Here is a 16467-nt window from a genome sequence, read left to right on the forward strand (position 1 = left end):
TCATTTCCTCCTGCCCGCCAGCCCTGCGGAAGCCGGGATGGCGGGCGATGGCGGGATGGGCCGCCTGAGATCCCGGCTTTCGCCGGGACAACGGTTGTTACTCAGCCGGCTGCAGCGCGGGTTCGGCGTGTCCGCCCGATCCACGCCGCCTGCGCGCGAGACGCTGTCCAAGCCCGCGGCAGACGACGTAGAAGGTCGGCGTGAAGAGCAGGCCGAACGCGGTCACGCCCATCATTCCGAAGAACACCGCAGTGCCCAGCGCCTGGCGGAGCTCGGCCCCTGCCCCGCTCGCGATCAGCAGCGGCACCGCGCCGAGGATGAACGCGAACGAGGTCATCAGGATCGGCCGCAGGCGGTCCTGCGCGGCACGCACCGCGGCTTCGACCGGCGACAGGCCGTCCTGTTCCTCGGCCTGCTTGGCGAACTCGACGACCAGGATCGCGTTCTTCGCGGCGAGCGCGATCAGCACGACCAGGCCGATCTGGGTCAGGACGTTGTTGTCCATCCCCCGCAGGTTCACGCCGGCCATCGCCGCGAGCAGGCACATCGGCACGATCAGGATGATCGCGAGCGGCATCGTCAGGCTCTCATATTGCGCCGCGAGCACGAGGAAGACGAAGAGCACGGCCAGTCCGAACACGAGACCCGCGGTGCTGCCCGCCATCTTCTGCTGGAAGGCGATGCCGGTCCATTCGGCATCGTAGCCCGCGGGCAGCTCGCTCGCGATCTTCTCCATCGCGTCGAGCGAGGCGCCCGAGCTGTAGCCCGGCGCGGTATCGCCATCGACTTCGACCGCGGGGAACAGGTTGTAGCGCGTCACGCGATACGGCCCGGTCTTGTTCTCGAAGGTCGAGACCGACCCGATCGGCACCATCTGGCCCGAGTTCGACCGGGTCTTGAGGTTGGCGATGTCCGCCTCGGTCGTCCGGAACGGCGTGTCGGCCTGCGCGGTGACGCGATAGGTGCGCCCGAGCATGTTGAAGTCGTTGACGAAGGCCGAGCCGAGATAGACGTTGAGCGCCTCGAACACGCGTTCCGGCGGGATGCCGAGCATGTCGGCCTTGCGCCGGTCGATATTGGCGAAGACGCGCGGCGTGGCGGTGTTGAAGAAGGTGTAGATCTGCTGGAGGCCCTCGGTCTGGTTGGCCTGGCCGATCAGCCCGTACGCCGTCTTGCCCAGCGCCTCATAGCCATGCTCGGCGCGATCCTGGACCATCATCCGATAGCCACCGGCCGAGCCGATGCCCTGGATGAGCGGCGGCGGCACGACGAGCAGCATCGCCTCGTTGATGTCGGCGGTGCGCGTCCGCGCCTCGTTCATGATCTCGGCATAGCTGACGCCGAGCTTCTTGCGCTCCTCGAACGACAGCAGCGGAACATATGCCGCAGCCGAATTGGGCGCGAGCGTCTGCGAAGGCCCGTCGAAGCCGGCGAGCATCACCGAGCCCTTGACGCCGGGGATCGGCAGGATGCGCGCGACGACCTTGCGCATCACTTCATCGGTGCGTTCGAGCGACGAGCCCGGCGGCAACTGGATCACGGTGAGGAAATAGCCCTGGTCCTGCGCCGGGATGAAGCCCACCGGCGTCACCCAGAACATCCCCACCGTCGCGGCGATGAGGCCGACATAGGTGACCATCATCCGCTTGGGTCGCGTCACCAGCGCGCGGGTGAGCCGGCCGTAGCGGGCGCTCATCCGCTCGAAGCCGCGGTTGAACCAGTCGGCGCCGCGCTGGGTGATCCGCCCGAAGCGGCCCTTGGGCTCGCCCTCGTGACCGCGCAGCAGCAGCGCCGCGAGCGCAGGCGAGAGTGTGAGCGAGACGAGCAGCGAGATCGCCGTCGCCGCCGAGATCGTCACGGCGAACTGCTGGTAGAACGCGCCCGACAGCCCGTTGAGGAACAGGGTCGGCAGGAACACGGCGAGCAGCACGAGGACGATCGCGACGAGCGCGCCCGATACTTCGTCCATCGAGGTTTGCGCCGCCTGGAGCGGAGTCATGCCCTGCGCCAGGTTGCGCTCGACATTCTCGACCACGACGATCGCATCGTCGACGACGATGCCGATCGCGAGGACAAGCCCGAACAGCGAGAGGTTGTTGAGCGAGTAGCCGAGCGGCAGCAGCACCGCCATCGTGCCGATCAGCGAGACCGGGATCGCGACCACCGGGATGATCGCCGCGCGCCACTTCTGGAGGAACACGATCACCACCAGCACGACGAGCAGGATCGCCTCGGCGAGTGTCTGGTAGACCGCGTCGATCGACTGCGAGATGAACTCGGTCGGGTTGTAGATGACGCGATATTCGAGGCCCTTGGGGAAGGTCTTCGACATCGCCTCGAGCTCGTTCTCGATCGCCTGCGCAGAAGCGAGCGCGTTCGAGCCCGGGCGCTGGAACACGCCGAGGATCACCGTGGGCTGGTTCGAGAGATAGGTGTTGGACGAATAGTCCGCCGCGCCGAGTTCGACGCGAGCGACGTCGCTGACGCGCACCTGGCGGCCATCGGCGTCGGAACGGATCACCACCTGGCCGAACTGGCTTGGATCCTTGAGGCGTCCCTGGGTCTCGATATTGACCTGATAGGCATTGCCGCTCGGAGTCGAGCCCGGCTGGCCGAGCGTGCCCGCGGCGACCTGGATGTTCTGCGCGCGCAGCGCGGAAACGATGTCGCCCGCAGTCAGGTTGAGCGCGGCGGCGCGGCCCGGATCGATCCAGATCCGCATCGCATAATCGCGCGCGCCGAACATGCGGACGTCACCGACGCCCTCGATCCGCGCGAGGCGATCCTTGACCTGGGTGAGCGCGTAGTTGGAGATGAAGCTGCGATCGACCGAATTGTCGGGTGAGATCAGGTTCACCACCATCAGGAAGTCCGGTGTGGTCTTCCGCGTGACGACGCCGAGGCGCTGGACCTCCTGCGGCAGCCGCGGGGTGGCGACCGCGACGCGGTTCTGCACCAGCACCTGGGCGTTATCGAGATCGGTGCCCGACTTGAACGTCACGGTGATCGTGACGTTGCCGTCGCCGGTCGATTGCGACGACTGATAAAGCATGTCGTCGACGCCGTTGATCTCCTGCTCGATCGGCGCGGCGACCGTCTCGGCGACGGTTTCCGCCGAAGCGCCGGGATAGGAGGCGGTGACCGTCACCGTCGGGGGGACGATGTCGGGATATTGCGAGATGGGGAGTGCGAGATAGGCGATCGCGCCGATGATCGTGATGACCACCGAGATGACCGCCGCGAAGATCGGGCGCGTGATGAAGAAACGCGAGAGGCGCATGGGCCTACTCCTCGCTGGAGGGATGCGAATTCCCGCTCGGGCTAGGCTTGTCGAAGAACGGCCACGGGCAACGCGCGCGTGGGCCGCCCTTCGACAAGCTCAGGGCGAAACGGGGTGATTTGGGTCCTGCCGCCGGGCCATTGGGGACCGCCCGGCGGCAGGTCGATCAACGGGCGAAGGTTGCTTCGCCCGTGACCGGAGCCGAGATGACCGGGGTCTCCGCCGCCTTGAGCGGCTCGACCTTGCCCTGACGGATCTGGACCTTGACGCCGGGCTGGTGGACGAGCTGCGCCCCGGCGATGACGACGCGGTCCTGCGGGGTGAGGCCGGTGCGAATCACGCGCAGGCCGTTGACCACCGGCCCGACCTGGACCTGGCGCGGCTCGAGCGTGCCCTGCTTGCCGACGACCATCACGATCTTTCGCGCCTGATCGGTGCTGACCGCAGCATCGGGGACCATCAGCGCGCTGCTGGTGCCGCCTGCCGAGAGCCGCATATTGCCGAACATGCCCGGCGTGAGGAACATCTCCGGATTGGTCAGCACCGCGCGGGCGCGCATCGTCCCCGACTTGGGATCGAGCCCGTTGTCGGTGAAGTCGAGCCGGCCCTTCCAGCGATAGTCGGGCTCGTCCTGCAGGCGGATCTCCACCGGAGACTCGGTCCCGCCCGCCGCCGCGGCACGCTTGGCCTTGAGGAACAGCGCCTCGGAGCCGTCGAAGGTGAAGTAGATCGGATCGAGCGCATTGATCGTGGTGAGCAACGAGCCGCCCGCCCCTTCCCCGGCCGCGACCAGATTGCCGGCATCTACCTTGCGGTCCGAGATGCGGCCGGCGATCGGGGCGCGGACCTGCGTGAACTCGACATCGAGCGACCGGGCGCGAACCCGCGCCTGCGCCGCGGCGACCGAAGCGTTGGCTGCTCGGACACGGGCCTGGAGCCGCTCGACATCGCTCTTCGACACGGCCTCGGCCGCGACGAGGCGCTCGGCGCGGCCGAGATCGGACCGTGCCAGCGCGAGATCGCTCTGCGCGGTGGCGAGCCCCGCACGCGCCTCGGCCAGCGCCGCGGCGAGCGGACGCGCATCGAGCGTGAAGAGCAACTGGCCCTTCTGGACGATCGCCCCGTCGGTGAAGTGGATGCCGACCACCTGCCCCGAGACGCGTGGGCGCACCTCGACGCTGCGGCTCGCTTCGAAGCGGCCGACATAATCATCCCATTCGTTGACTTCGCGCACCAGCGGCTGAGCGACGGTGACGGTGGGCGGCGGCGGCGCGGCGAGCGCGGGCGCCTGGCGATTGGCGAGACCGATGCCGCCGGCGACGAGCGCCACCGGCAGCGCGACTACCGCCGCCTTCTGCCAGAGCGGACGCTTGGGCGCGGGCGATGGATCGGCCTGATCCGGAGTCACCGGATCGATACGTGTGATCATGTTCATGCACGAATTCCCTGGTTCAGGGCTGCCCGGCCCCGGCTGATGCTGGCGAGCAGCGTTTCATATTGTTCGAGAGTGAAGCCGGCCTCGTGAAAGGCACGGATCGCGGCGCGCGGCACGGTGTAGCCCTTGTGCCAGGCATGGACCGCGAGACGGCGGAGCGCCTCGAGCCGCGAGTCGGCGAGCGAAGGATTGGGGCGCTGGCCGCCGAAGACCATCGTCAGCGCAGTGGCAAGTCTGCCCGGCTTTTCGAGCGACGAGAGCCGATCGTTCTGCGCGATCGCGATGACTTGCCACTCGAGCGCCGAGAAGCCGGTCGCAGTGCGCGGAGCGGCAACCAGATCGGCGGGGGCAGCGATCGGGCTGCCTTCGAGCGTGCTGAAGTTCAGATAGGCCATGATATTTCTCCCTTCCTGCCGGCGGCGGACACACCGCTCCCCTGCCCGCCGCGCGTGCGCCACGGGGTCACCGGCGATTGTTTGTCGCGAAGGCGCAGGTCTCCTCCCGGGCGGAGCACGCCCGCGCGGCGAGAAGATCAGGCCTCAAATGGTTCGGCGCTCTGGCAGCGCCGCTGGTTCAGGCCGTGGCCCGACAGCTTTCGTTGATTGGCTGACGCATAGGCAGCTCCTTCGTCTGGTCCCGGTTGCGAAGGTGACGGATCACTTCCATACCGACTGGTATAGAAATCGCGCTGCGGTGCGTCAAGAGCTTTCTATACTGGACGGTATTTTTATTGTCGAGGGGGATTTGGACGGCTGCGCTTCCGAGAGTTGGAGGCACTCGCTCCGCTCCCTTAGGGAAAGGGTTACGCAGACTTGGATCTGCTGCTTCAGAAGGCCTAGTCGTAGCTGGGCGCGAGGTTTCGCCCTCGATAGCTCCAAACCCCTCACCGAGCTCAGCTCGGCGGGAGAGGACGAGTTTGGCAGGCGTGTCGATGAACCTGGTCCCGGTTTCAGGACAAGAATGCGCGACGCAAAGGCCCTATTTCGTCGGCCACACCGCGAGGCTGGTCTCGACCAGCCGCTCGAGCTCTTCGTGGCTCGCACCCGCTCCAGCTTGGAGCGACAGCCCCTGGAGCAGCGCACCGAGATAGCCGGCGAGATCCTCGGCATCCATATGGTCGGGTAGTTCGCCCTCGGCCTTGGCCTTGTCGAAGCGCGCGATCAGCGCCTCCATCGACGATTTGCGCCGAGCGATGACTTCCTCGCGGATCGACTCCGCCTCGACGCCGCAGGCAACCGAACTGATCACGCGCAGGCAACCGCGCGGCTCGCCGTCGTTGGCCTGCATCTCGAGCGCGCCGCGCAGTAGAGTCTCGGCGACGCCACGCGCGGTCGGCGCATCCAGCGCCTGCGACATGTAGCACAGCTTCTCGCGCTCGTAGAGATCGAGCGCCTTGCGGAACAGCGCTTCCTTGTTGCCAAACGCGGCATAGAGGCTCGGGCGGGTGATCCCCATCGCATCGGTCAGGTCGGTGAGCGACGCGCCTTCATAGCCTTTGCTCCAGAATACGCGGAGCGCCTGGGCGAGCGCCTCGTCGACGCAGAATTCGCGCGGGCGACCTTTGGGCGTGCAGAGAGCAAGTTTCATAATGATCGGTATATAATCGCAAAGCGTGGAAAAATCACTAGTATTAACGCGTAGCCCGCGATTGGGGCCCAACCGTGGCCACACAAAGAGGCTTGCATTGGAAAATATGCAACCCTACGCACTGTTCGTTCGAACGAACCAAGGCATGCGATGGTCTCCGCGACGCTCCTCGACACCGCGATCGACCAGTTCGGCAGGCTGGGCTTCGAAGGCGCCAGCACGCGCGAGATCGCCCGCGCTTCGGGCACTGCGATGTCGTCGATCACCTATCATTTCGGCGGCAAACAGGGCCTCTATCTCGCTGCCGCCGAGCATATCGCCGCGCAGATCCGCGCTCTCCAGGGCGAACCCGTCGCGCGCGCGGTCGCGGCCGGGCAGCAATCACGCGAGGCCGCGATCGAGGCGCTCGCCAATGTGCTCGACGGGCTGGCGCAGATGATGCTGCGGCCCGAGACCGAAAGCTGGTCGCGCTTCATCATCCGCGAGCAGCAATCGCCGACCGAGGCGTTCGAATTGCTGTTCACCCGCGCGATGCAGCCGATCCTCGACGCGTTCATCGTGCTGATCATCCGCGCCCGCGCCGATCTGGCGCGCCGCGACGCCGTCGCGATGGCGATCCTGCTGTTCGGCCAGGCGATGGTGCTCCGCGCCGGTCGCGCCGCGGTGTGCCGCGCGCTCGGGGTGGACCAGATCGACGAAGAAACCGGCGCGCTGCTGCGCAACCGCCTGCGTGCCAATGTGCTCTGCATCCTCTCGGAGAAGCCGCAATGAACCGACGCCGCCTGATCGTCCTCGCCGCGTTGGTGGCGGTCGTTGTCGCGGCGATGTTTACGCGGGGGTTCGGGCTGTTCCCGGCGCGGCCAGCGACCGAGCTCAGCCTCTACGGCAACGTCGATATCCGCGAAGTCGACATGGGGTTCCGTGTCGGCGGGCGGATTTCCGCGATCGGCGTCGACGAGGGTGCCAAGGTAGCGCGCGGCCAGTTGCTCGCGACGCTCGACACCGCGAGCATCGACAGCCGCATCGCCGAGTCCGATGCGCGCGTCGCGCAGGCCCAGGCCAATTACGACAAGGCGCGCAACGGCGCCCGCGCGCAGGACGTGGGCCAGGCGCGCGCGCGCGTCGCGGCGGCACAGGCAGTCTACGACAATGCCCAGCGCGACTATGCCCGGCGCCAGGCGCTGGTCGAGCCCGGCGCGATCAGCCGCGACCTGTGGGAGCAGACGCGCACCGAGCGCGACCGCGCCGCTGCCCAGCTCGCCGAGGCGCGCCAGGCTCTGTCACTGCTCCAGGCAGGGACGCGGCGCGAGGATGTCGCGGCGGCGGCGGCCGAGCTCAAATCGGCGCAGGCGGCGCGCGCGAGCGTCGGCACCGACCAGTCGGACACCAGGCTGGTCGCTGCGACCGCGGGCACCGTGGTGACGCGCGCGCGCGAGCCAGGCGCGATCGTCCAGCCCGGCGAGACGGTGCTGACGCTGTCGATCGACCGGCCGATGCGTATCCGCGCTTATGTGGCGGAGACCGATCTCGCCCGGATCGGCCCGGGGATGAAGGTCCAGGTGAAGGCCGACGGCAATGCCAAGGCCTATCGCGGGACGATCGGCTATATTGCCCCCCGCGCGGAGTTCACGCCCAAGTCGGTCGAGACCGAGAACCTGCGGACCGACCTCGTCTATCAGGTCCGCGTGATCGTCGACGATCCCGACGATGCGCTGCGTCAGGGCCAGCCGGTGACGATCGCGGTGATCGGCGCACGGGCGCGACATGCGGATTGAGGCGAATCTTCTCCCCTCCCTGCAAGGGAGGGGCCGGGGGTGGGTGCGCGGCCCGCAGGGTCGCGCTCCATCGCTGGCCGCAGGCGCTCGCTCCGCTCGCACCCACCCAGCATCGGGTGAACAGCGCCCCGCGCTGTTCAGGCCACGCGGGGCGTGGCCGGCCCGATGCTCCCTCCCTTGCAGGGAGGGGCGTGCTTGATGGAAAGCGTCGCCTCCACCACCGATCTGGTCAAACGCTTCGACGCGCTCACCGCGCTCGACGGCGTGTCGATGGCGATCGCGCCGGGCAAGGTCACCGGGCTGGTCGGTCCCGACGGCGCCGGCAAGACCACCCTCATTCGCATCCTCGCAGGACTGATGGCCCCGAGCGCGGGCACGGTCGAACTGCTTGGCGCCGCGCCTGGCGAGAAGCTCGACGATCTGGGCTACATGCCGCAGCGCTTCGGGCTCTACGAAGACCTCACCGTCCTCGAGAACCTCACCCTCTACGCCGAGGTGCGGGGCCTCCCCAAAAACGAACGCCAGGAGAGCTTCGACCGGCTGCTCGACTTCACCGATCTCGCGCGCTTCCAGGATCGGCTGGCGGGCAAGCTCTCGGGCGGCATGAAGCAGAAGCTCGGGCTCGCCTGCGCGCTGGTCAAGACGCCCAGGGTGTTGCTGCTCGACGAGCCCGGCGTCGGCGTCGACCCGATCTCGCGGCGCGAGCTTTGGGCGATGGTCGGCGACCTGACCGACCAGGGGATCGGCGTGCTGTGGTCGACCGCCTATCTCGACGAAGCCGAGAAGTGCGACACCGTCTATCTGCTCAACGAGGGCAAGCTGCTGTTCGACGGGTCGCCGGGCGACCTGACCGGCAAGGTCGAGGAGCGCGTGTTCCGCGTCACCGGGTTCAAGGACCGCCGTCGCCATTTCCTCACCCGCGCGCTAGATCGCGACGAGGTGATCGACGGGACGATCCAGGGCCGATCGGTGCGGCTGCTGATGGGGGAGGATGCCCCCGCTCCCACAGCCGCTTCGCTGGAGGCCGAGGGTGCCCAAGTCGAGCCCGCCCCGCCGCGCTTCGAGGACGGGTTCATCGAGCGCCTCGGCGGCGGGCCGAGCGGCACCAGCGCACTCGCCGAGCGCTATCGCGAAATCCCCGAGAACAGCGATTGCGCGATCGAAGCCAAGGGACTGACCAAGCGCTTTGGCGACTTCACCGCCGCCAAGGACATGCACTTCGCGATCCCGCGCGGGCAGATCTTCGGGCTGCTCGGCCCCAATGGTGCGGGCAAGTCGACCACGTTCAAGATGCTGTGCGGGCTGCTCACGCCAACCAGCGGCAGCGGCGCGGTGGCGGGGCACGACCTGCGCCGCTCGCGCGCCGATGCGCGCGCGTCGCTCGGCTACATGGCGCAGAAATTCTCGCTCTACGGCGACCTCAGCGTCCGCCAGAACCTCGATTTCTTCGCCGGCGCCTATGGTCTCGATCGCAAGGCGGCCGAAAAGGCGATCGAGGCGATGATCGAGATCTTCGAGCTCAAGGAGAAGCTCGACGTCAACGCCGGCACGCTTCCGCTTGGCTTCAAGCAGCGGCTCGCGCTTGCCTGCGCGGTGATGCACGAGCCGCCCGTGCTGTTCCTCGACGAGCCGACCTCGGGCGTCGATCCGGTGACGCGGCGCGAATTCTGGACGCACATCAACGGGCTGGTCGAGAAGGGCGTGACCGTACTGGTCACCACCCATTTCATGGACGAGGCCGAATATTGCGATCGGGTCACCCTGATCTACCGCGCCGAACAGATCGCCACCGGCACGCCCGACGAACTCAAGGAACAGGCCGGCAAGCTCGCCGACATCGACGACCCGACGATGGAAGACGCCTTCATCGCGCTGATCGAGGAATTTGACCGCAAGCGCGAAGCGAGGGAGGCAGCGTGAGCGGCGCGCGCTTCTCCCCCCGCCGCCTCGCCGCGCTGGTGCGGAAGGAGGGCGCGCAGATCCTGCGGGATCCTTCCACCTTCCTCATCGCCTTCGTGCTGCCGATGATCCTGCTGTTCCTGTTCGGCTATGCCGTGTCGCTCGATTCCAGCCGGACGCGGATCGGGGTAGTATTGCAGGATTCGAGCGCCCCTGCCCTGCGGCTGGCCCAGGCATACCAGACCTCGCGCTATTTCGACGTGACGATGGCGCGGACGATCCAGCCGATGCGCGAGAAGATGGTGTCGGGCGACCTGCGCGCGATCATCGTCATCCCGAGCGACTTCGGCGACGGGGTCAAGCGCGGCCGGATGCCGGCGATTCAGATCATCACCGACGGGTCGCAGCCCAACACCGCCAATTTCGCCGCCGCTTATGGCGAGGGCGTCCGCGCGCAATGGGCGGCTACCGACGGCCTCGAGCGCAACCCCAGGGCCACCGCCCCGCCGATCGAGCTGTCGGCGCGTTTCTGGTACAATCCCGAGCTCAAGAGCCGCTATTTCCTCGTCCCCGGATCGATCGCGAACGTCATGACGATGATCGGCACCTTGCTCACTGCGCTCGTCGTCGCGCGCGAATGGGAGCGCGGGACGATGGAGGCGATGATGGCCACGCCGATCTCGATGGCCGAGTTCATCGCGAGCAAGGTCATCCCCTATTATCTGCTCGCGCTCGCCTCGATGGCCTTGTGCACCGTAATCGGGGTGTTCGTGTTCGGCGTGCCGTTCCGCGGATCGGTGTTCGCGCTGTTCGTTGTCGGATCGGCGTTCCTGATGCCCGCGCTCGGGCTCGGCCTGTTCATCTCCTCGGCGACCAAGAACCAGTTCGTCGCCAGCCAGATCGCCTTGCTCTCGGCGTTCCTGCCGACCTTCCTGCTCTCTGGCTTCATCTATGAGATCAGCTCGATGCCCTGGCCGATCCAGGCACTGACCTATCTGGTGCCGGCGCGCTACCTGATCCCCGCGCTCGAATCGGTGTTCCTCGCCGGCGACCAATGGGCGCTGCTGCTCCCCAATATCGGGATCATGCTCGGCTTCGGGCTCGGCTTCTTCCTGCTCTCGTTCCGCGTCACGCGCCGGAGCCTCGACTAGATGCGGCGCCTCTATGCAATGATCGTCAAGGAGATGTGGGCGGTGCTGCGCGATCCCAAGTCGCGGATCGTGCTGTTCGTACCCCCCTTGATGCAGCTGTTCATCTTCAGCTTCGCGACGACACTCGACGTCAAGAATGTCGACGTCGCCATCTATGACCGCAGCTCGGGCGCGCATTCGGCCGAGATCGTCAGCCGGATCGCCGGCAGCCCGAACTTCAGAGAGATCGTCCCGCTGCGCAGCCCGCGCGAGTTGCGCGACGCGATCGACAACCAGAAGGTGATCGCCGCCTTGGTGATCGACGAGGATTTCGACCGCCGCCTGGCCACCGGCAAGCCCGCGACCATAGGCGTAGTGCTAGACGGCCGTCGCTCGAACGCGGCGCAGATCGTCAACGGCTACCTCACCCAGATCGTCGGCAGCGTCGGTGCCGACCTCGTCGCGCGACCGGGGTTCGAACCGCCGCGGGGCAGCGTCGTTACCAACTGGTATAATCCCGCACTCGACTACATCTGGTTCACGCTCCCCTCGCTGGTCGCGATCATCACGTCGGTCGCCGGTCTCGCGATCACTTCACAATCGGTGGCGCGCGAGCGCGAGCTGGGGACCTTCGACCAATTGATGGTCTCGCCGCTGCGCATCCACGAAATCCTGATCGGCAAGATGGTCCCGCCGTTCATCATCGGGATGATCAACGGCAGCCTCTACCTGATCATCGCACCGCTCGTGTTCGGCGTGCCCTTCACCGGCTCGTTCACGCTCTTCTTCGTGAGCCTCGCCATGTACATGCTCGCGCTGATCGGGCTCGGGATGCTCGTCTCGGCGATGGCGCAGACCCAGCAACAGGCCTTCCTCGGCGTTTTCCTCGTCACCACGCCGCTGATCCTTCTCTCGGGCTATGCCAGCCCGATCGACAACATGCCCGGCTGGCTCCAGATCGTGACCTATCTCGATCCCGCCCGCTATTTCCTCGTCATCGTCCAGGGATTGTTTCTCAAGGCGATGCCCGCCGCCGCCGTGTTCCACCAGCTCTGGCCGCTCGCATTGATCGCCTGCGCGACGCTCGCGGCGTCGGCCTGGCTGTTCCGCGCGCGCATGGAGTGACCTGATGCCTCGCCTGTACCTGCTCCTGCCCGTACTCCTCGCCGGCTGCACCGTCGGCCCCGACTATCAGCGCCCCGCGCCGAGCGCGGCCAGCCAGGCGCCGTGGCTCGAACCCGGCACCCCGGGGGCGGTCGACCTCGCCTGGTGGGACGCGTTCGATGATCCGCAGCTCTCGGCGCTGGTAACCCGCGCCCTGGCGAGCGCGCCCGATCTCAGGGAAGCCGAGGCGCGACTCGCCGAAGCACGCGCCAATCGCGACGCCGTCGCCGGCGGGCGGCTGCCGACGCTGGAGGCCAAGGGCTCGGTCACCGAGAACCGGCTGAGCGAGAACGGCCAGCTGCCGATCGGCAACATCCCCGGCGTCGATCGCCAGTTCCGCCTGTTCGACCTCGGCTTCGACGCGAGCTGGGAACTCGATTTCTGGGGCCGCCGCACCCGCCAGAGCGAAGCTGCGAACGCGCGCGCCGAAGCCGCGCTGTTCGGCCAGCGCGACGTGATGCTGACGCTGATCGGCGAAGTGGCGCGAAGCTATTTCGAGCTACGCGCCACCCAGGCCGAAGCCGCCAGCGCGCAGGCGCTCGCCCAGGCCGATGCCGAGCTGGCGCGGCTGACCGGGCTGCGGTTCACCGCAGGCGAAGCCTCGCGGCTGGAAGTCGAGCGCGCCGAGGGGACCGCGCGAACCAGCGCCGCCGCGGTGCCCGACGCGGAAGCGCGGGCGGCCGCCGCCGCATACCGCATCGCGGCGCTGGTCGGCGCCGCGCCCGAGGAAGTCGCGCCCGAACTGCGCAAGCCAGCCCCGATTCCCGCCCGCCCCGACGCGATCCTGGTCGGCGTTCGCTCCGAATTGCTCGAGCGCCGCCCCGATATCCGCCGCGCCGAGCGCGAGCTTGCCGCCGCCACCGCCGATATCGGCGTCGCGACCGCAGATCTGTTCCCGCGCTTCAGCCTGTTCGGCAGCCTGGGCCAGCAGGCGCGCACGCCCGGCGATCTGTTCGCCGGCGAGAGCACCCGGTTGCAGATCGGCCCGAGCGTCTCCTGGCCGATCTTCTCGGGCGGGACGATCCGGGCGCAGATCCGCGCCGCCGACGCCCGCGCGCAGGGCGCCGCGGCGCGCTACGAAAAGGCCGTGCTCGGCGCGCTTTCGGACAGCGAGACGGCAATCAACCGGTTCCTCGGCGCCCGCACGAGCGAGAGCGAGGCACGCGCGGCGTTGGAACGCGAACGTTCGGCTTATACGCTGGCGGAGAAACGCGCAGCCAGTGGCGAGGACGACCGCCTTACCCTGCTCCGCGCCCGTGAGGCACTGCTTGCCGTCGAACGTCGTGCAGACCAGGCGCGTGGGGCGAAGGGCCAGGCTGCCGTGGCGCTTTACAAGGCATTGGGCGGCGGCTGGCGCTAATCCTCCCCCGACGCCATGGGGAAGCTAAGGCTCAGTCGCGAAACGGCCCTGGCTGCGCCAGATAGGCGAGTCGCCGCGTCTCCTGCCGCCCGCGCACCACCGTGTCGAGGATCAACCCCGCGAACAGGTTGAGCGAGGCGAGGATCACCAGCCCCGTCGCCAGGATCGCAGTCGGGAAGCGCGGCACCAGCCCGGTGTGGAAGTACGTCACCACCAGCGGCACCGCGAGCAGCAGCGCCATCATCGCCAGCACCAGCGCGATGAACCCGAAGAACAGCATCGGCCGTTCGATCCGGTAGAGCACCGCGATCGTCTTGGCGATGCGGAAGCCGTCGCGATAGGTGTTGAGCTTCGACGCCGAGCCTTCGGGCCGGGCGAAATAGCGCGTCTCGACTTCGCCCACCGGCATTTTCAATTCGAGCGCATGGACGCTGATCTCGGTCTCGATCTCGAACCCTGCCGAGAGCACCGGGAAGCTCTTGACGAAGCGCCGCGAGAAGACGCGATAGCCCGAGAAGATGTCGGTGAAGCTCCGCCCGAACAGCGACGCAAGCAGCCCGGTCATCGCGCGATTGCCGAGAACGTGGCCGCGGCGATACGCCTCGGCCGCCTCATGGACGCGCGTGCCGACGATCATGTCGAGCCCTTCCTGCACCAGCCGATCGACCATCAGCGGCGCGACGCTGGCATCATAGGTCGCGTCGCCATCGGCCATCACGTAGATGTCGGCCTCGATATCGGCGAACATCCGCCGGACGACATTGCCCTTGCCCTGCATCCGCTCGCTGCGGACCACTGCACCGGCCGCGCGCGCGACTTCGATCGTGCGGTCGCGGCTGTTGTTGTCGTAGACGTGGATGACGGCGTCCGGGAACGCCGCGCGGAACCCGGCGATGGTCTGCGCGATCGCGGCTTCTTCGTTGTAGCAGGGCAGGAGTACGGCAATGCGCGGGCTGGTCATGGTGTTGCTCTAGGGCCGAAACGATAGAAGTTCGATAATTTTGTGGCTGCTGCCGGCAGCCATATATCCATGAACAAGGAAAGGCCCGCCACTCCAGGAAGGAGCAGCGGGCCCGAACTTCGCTCGAAGGTGGAAAGCCTCAGTCGGCCTTCTTCTTCGCCGGAGCCTTCTTGGCAGCCGGCTTCTTGGCGGGCGCTTCCTCGGCGGTTTCGGCCTTGGCGGCGGGCGCCTTCTTGGTCGCCGCCTTCTTCACCGGCTCGGCCTCGACGAGATCGTCGCCGGGGGCTGCGGGCTCGATATCGGCAGCTTCGACCTTCTTGGGCTTGGCAGCGGCCTTCTTGGCGGGCGCCTCAGCGCCTTCCTCAGCCTTGGGCTCGGCCTTCGCCTTCTTTGCCGGCTTGGCCTCGCCCTCGTCGGCAGCGGCCTTCTTGGACGCAGCCTTCTTGGCCTTCGGCTTGTGGTTGTCGTGGTCGTGATGGTGGGTGCCGGTGTCGAAGCCCTCGTCGCTCTCGATCGCGGCTTCGAGCTCCTCGCGAGTCACTTCGCGATCGGTGATCTCGGCCTTGTCGAACAGGAAGTCGACGACCTTGTCCTCAAACAGCGGCGCGCGCAGCTGGGCAGCCGCCATCGGCTCCTGCTGGACATATTGAATGAACTTCTGGCGATCCTCGGGACCGTATTGCTGCGCGGCCTGCGCGATGAGGCGGCTCATTTCCTGCTGATTGACTTCGACGCCGTTAGCAGTGCCGATCTCGGAGAGGAGCAGGCCCAGGCGCACGCGGCGCTCGGCGATCTTGAAGTAATCGTCGCGCTCCGACTCGAGCTCGGCGAGCGCGGCAGCGGGATCTTCCTCATGCTCGGTTTCGTGGACGAGCTGGTGCCAGATCTGCTGGAACTCGGCATCGACCATCGACGGCGGCACCGGGAAATCGTGGCCCGCGGCGAGCTGGTCGAGCAGCTTGCGCTTCATGTAGGTGCGGGTCAGCCCGTTGAGCTGCTGCTCGATCTGGCCCTTGAGCAGGCCCTGGAGCTGCGCGAGATCCTGCAGGCCGAGCGCCTTGGCGAAATCGTCGTCGATCTTGGTCTCGCCGGCGGTCTTCACCGCGGTGATCTTGAGATCGAAGGTCGCGGGCTTGCCGGCAAGATCCTTCGAGCCATAGTCCTCGGGGAAGGTCACCGAGATCTGCTTCTCGTCGCCGGTCTTCACGCCGACCAGCTGGTCCTCGAAGCCCGGGATCAGGCGGCCCGAGCCGATCTCGACGGCCATGTCGGTGCCGGTGCCGCCCTCGAAGGCGACGCCGTCGGCGGTCTTGCCGACGAAGTCCATCGTCACCTGGTCACCGGTTGCGGCCTTGTGCTTGGCGCCGGCATCGTCCCAGCCCTTCTGGTTGCTGGCGAGCTGCTTGAGCTGCTCGTCGATCGCGGCGTCGTCGGCCGGGACGGTGAGGCGCTCGAGCTTGAGGCCATCGATCGACGGAGTCGGGACGTCGGGGAGCACTTCGAGCTCGATCTTGATCTCGGCATCGCCGCCGGGGGCATAGTCGCCCTCGAGGCTGACCGAAGGCTGCATCGCCGGGCGCAGCTTGTGCTCCGCAATCAGGCTCTGGACGCCTTCCTGGATCGTGGTGTTGAGCGCGTCGGCGGTGATCGCCTCGCCATGCATCTTGCGCACGAGATTGGCGGGAACCTTGCCGGGGCGGAAGCCGGGCATGCGGACCTGCGGGGCGACCCGCTTCACTTCGGCATCGACCTTCTTGTCGATGTCCTTGGCGGTGATCTTGAGCGTGTAAGCCCGCTTGAGGCCCTCGTTCAACGTCTCGACAGTCTGCATCAGTTCGAACTTCCAAAAAGAATGAGATCGCGGCGCCGGAAACGC

General features: G+C 67.3%; 12 protein-coding genes. 6 read left to right on the plus strand and 6 right to left on the minus strand.

Annotated features, from left to right (window positions below):
* Positions 1–97: 97 nt before the first annotated feature.
* The 4 genes from RZN05_RS09140 to RZN05_RS09155 form a co-directional block, all read right to left on the minus strand.
* Positions 98–3280 carry an efflux RND transporter permease subunit gene (locus RZN05_RS09140; protein WP_317226305.1) on the minus strand — a complete coding sequence of 1061 codons (3183 nt, stop codon included), beginning with the start codon at positions 3278–3280 and terminating at the stop codon, positions 98–100.
* A 166-nt stretch (positions 3281–3446) separates the two neighbouring features.
* Positions 3447–4715, minus strand: a complete 1269-nt coding sequence (locus RZN05_RS09145) for an efflux RND transporter periplasmic adaptor subunit (protein ID WP_317226306.1) — start codon at positions 4713–4715, stop codon at positions 3447–3449.
* Complete coding sequence (locus RZN05_RS09150) at positions 4712–5110, minus strand: hypothetical protein (RefSeq protein WP_317226307.1); 399 nt, start codon at positions 5108–5110, stop codon at positions 4712–4714. Before RZN05_RS09150 ends, RZN05_RS09145 begins: the two co-directional genes overlap by 4 nt.
* Before the next feature lie 583 nt (positions 5111–5693).
* Positions 5694–6302 (minus strand): TetR/AcrR family transcriptional regulator, encoded by a 609-nt coding sequence (locus RZN05_RS09155; RefSeq protein WP_317226308.1) that lies wholly within the window; start codon positions 6300–6302, stop codon positions 5694–5696.
* Between the two features lie 150 nt (positions 6303–6452).
* Here RZN05_RS09155 and RZN05_RS09160 point away from each other — a divergent pair, with 150 nt between their 5' ends.
* From RZN05_RS09160 to RZN05_RS09185, 6 genes are all read left to right on the plus strand, one after another.
* Positions 6453–7073 (plus strand): CerR family C-terminal domain-containing protein, encoded by a 621-nt coding sequence (locus RZN05_RS09160; RefSeq protein ID WP_317226309.1) that lies wholly within the window; start codon positions 6453–6455, stop codon positions 7071–7073.
* Entirely contained in the window at positions 7070–8077 is a 1008-nt protein-coding gene (locus RZN05_RS09165; RefSeq protein WP_317226310.1) for an HlyD family efflux transporter periplasmic adaptor subunit, read from the plus strand. Before RZN05_RS09160 ends, RZN05_RS09165 begins: the two co-directional genes overlap by 4 nt.
* Before the next feature lie 198 nt (positions 8078–8275).
* Positions 8276–9997, plus strand: coding sequence for an ATP-binding cassette domain-containing protein (locus RZN05_RS09170; protein WP_317226311.1), 1722 nt, complete (start codon positions 8276–8278; stop codon positions 9995–9997).
* Positions 9994–11127 (plus strand): ABC transporter permease, encoded by a 1134-nt coding sequence (locus RZN05_RS09175; protein WP_317226312.1) that lies wholly within the window; start codon positions 9994–9996, stop codon positions 11125–11127. Before RZN05_RS09170 ends, RZN05_RS09175 begins: the two co-directional genes overlap by 4 nt.
* Complete coding sequence (locus RZN05_RS09180; protein ID WP_317226313.1) at positions 11128–12231, plus strand: ABC transporter permease; 1104 nt, start codon at positions 11128–11130, stop codon at positions 12229–12231. It begins immediately after the preceding gene.
* Between the two features lie 4 nt (positions 12232–12235).
* The gene (locus tag RZN05_RS09185) at positions 12236–13630 is read left to right on the plus strand and encodes an efflux transporter outer membrane subunit (RefSeq protein WP_317226314.1); all 1395 of its coding nucleotides are present in this window, start codon (positions 12236–12238) and stop codon (positions 13628–13630) included.
* A 31-nt stretch (positions 13631–13661) separates the two neighbouring features.
* Here the strand turns inward: RZN05_RS09185 and RZN05_RS09190 are convergent, their stop codons facing one another.
* On the minus strand, positions 13662–14591 hold the full coding sequence (locus RZN05_RS09190; RefSeq protein WP_317226315.1) for a glycosyltransferase family 2 protein: 930 nt from the start codon (positions 14589–14591) through the stop codon (positions 13662–13664).
* Between the two features lie 139 nt (positions 14592–14730).
* Positions 14731–16422 (minus strand): trigger factor, encoded by a 1692-nt coding sequence (tig, locus tag RZN05_RS09195; protein WP_317226316.1) that lies wholly within the window; start codon positions 16420–16422, stop codon positions 14731–14733.
* Positions 16423–16467 lie beyond the last annotated feature (45 nt).

The organism is Sphingomonas sp. HF-S4 (assembly GCF_032911445.1).
Lineage (GTDB): Bacteria > Pseudomonadota > Alphaproteobacteria > Sphingomonadales > Sphingomonadaceae > Sphingomonas > Sphingomonas agrestis.

Excerpts from the sequence above, each read along its gene's own strand:
- RZN05_RS09140 (WP_317226305.1), bottom strand. The coding sequence starts at position 3,280 with ATGCGCCTCTCGCGTTTCTTCATCACGCGCCCGATCTTCGCGGCGGTC.
- RZN05_RS09145 (WP_317226306.1), bottom strand. The coding sequence starts at position 4,715 with ATGAACATGATCACACGTATCGATCCGGTGACTCCGGATCAGGCCGAT.
- RZN05_RS09150 (WP_317226307.1), bottom strand. The coding sequence starts at position 5,110 with ATGGCCTATCTGAACTTCAGCACGCTCGAAGGCAGCCCGATCGCTGCC.
- RZN05_RS09155 (WP_317226308.1), bottom strand. The coding sequence starts at position 6,302 with ATGAAACTTGCTCTCTGCACGCCCAAAGGTCGCCCGCGCGAATTCTGC.
- RZN05_RS09160 (WP_317226309.1), top strand. The coding sequence starts at position 6,453 with ATGGTCTCCGCGACGCTCCTCGACACCGCGATCGACCAGTTCGGCAGG.
- RZN05_RS09165 (WP_317226310.1), top strand. The coding sequence starts at position 7,070 with ATGAACCGACGCCGCCTGATCGTCCTCGCCGCGTTGGTGGCGGTCGTT.
- RZN05_RS09170 (WP_317226311.1), top strand. The coding sequence starts at position 8,276 with ATGGAAAGCGTCGCCTCCACCACCGATCTGGTCAAACGCTTCGACGCG.
- RZN05_RS09180 (WP_317226313.1), top strand. The coding sequence starts at position 11,128 with ATGCGGCGCCTCTATGCAATGATCGTCAAGGAGATGTGGGCGGTGCTG.
- RZN05_RS09185 (WP_317226314.1), top strand. The coding sequence starts at position 12,236 with ATGCCTCGCCTGTACCTGCTCCTGCCCGTACTCCTCGCCGGCTGCACC.
- RZN05_RS09190 (WP_317226315.1), bottom strand. The coding sequence starts at position 14,591 with ATGACCAGCCCGCGCATTGCCGTACTCCTGCCCTGCTACAACGAAGAA.
- tig (WP_317226316.1), bottom strand. The coding sequence starts at position 16,422 with ATGCAGACTGTCGAGACGTTGAACGAGGGCCTCAAGCGGGCTTACACG.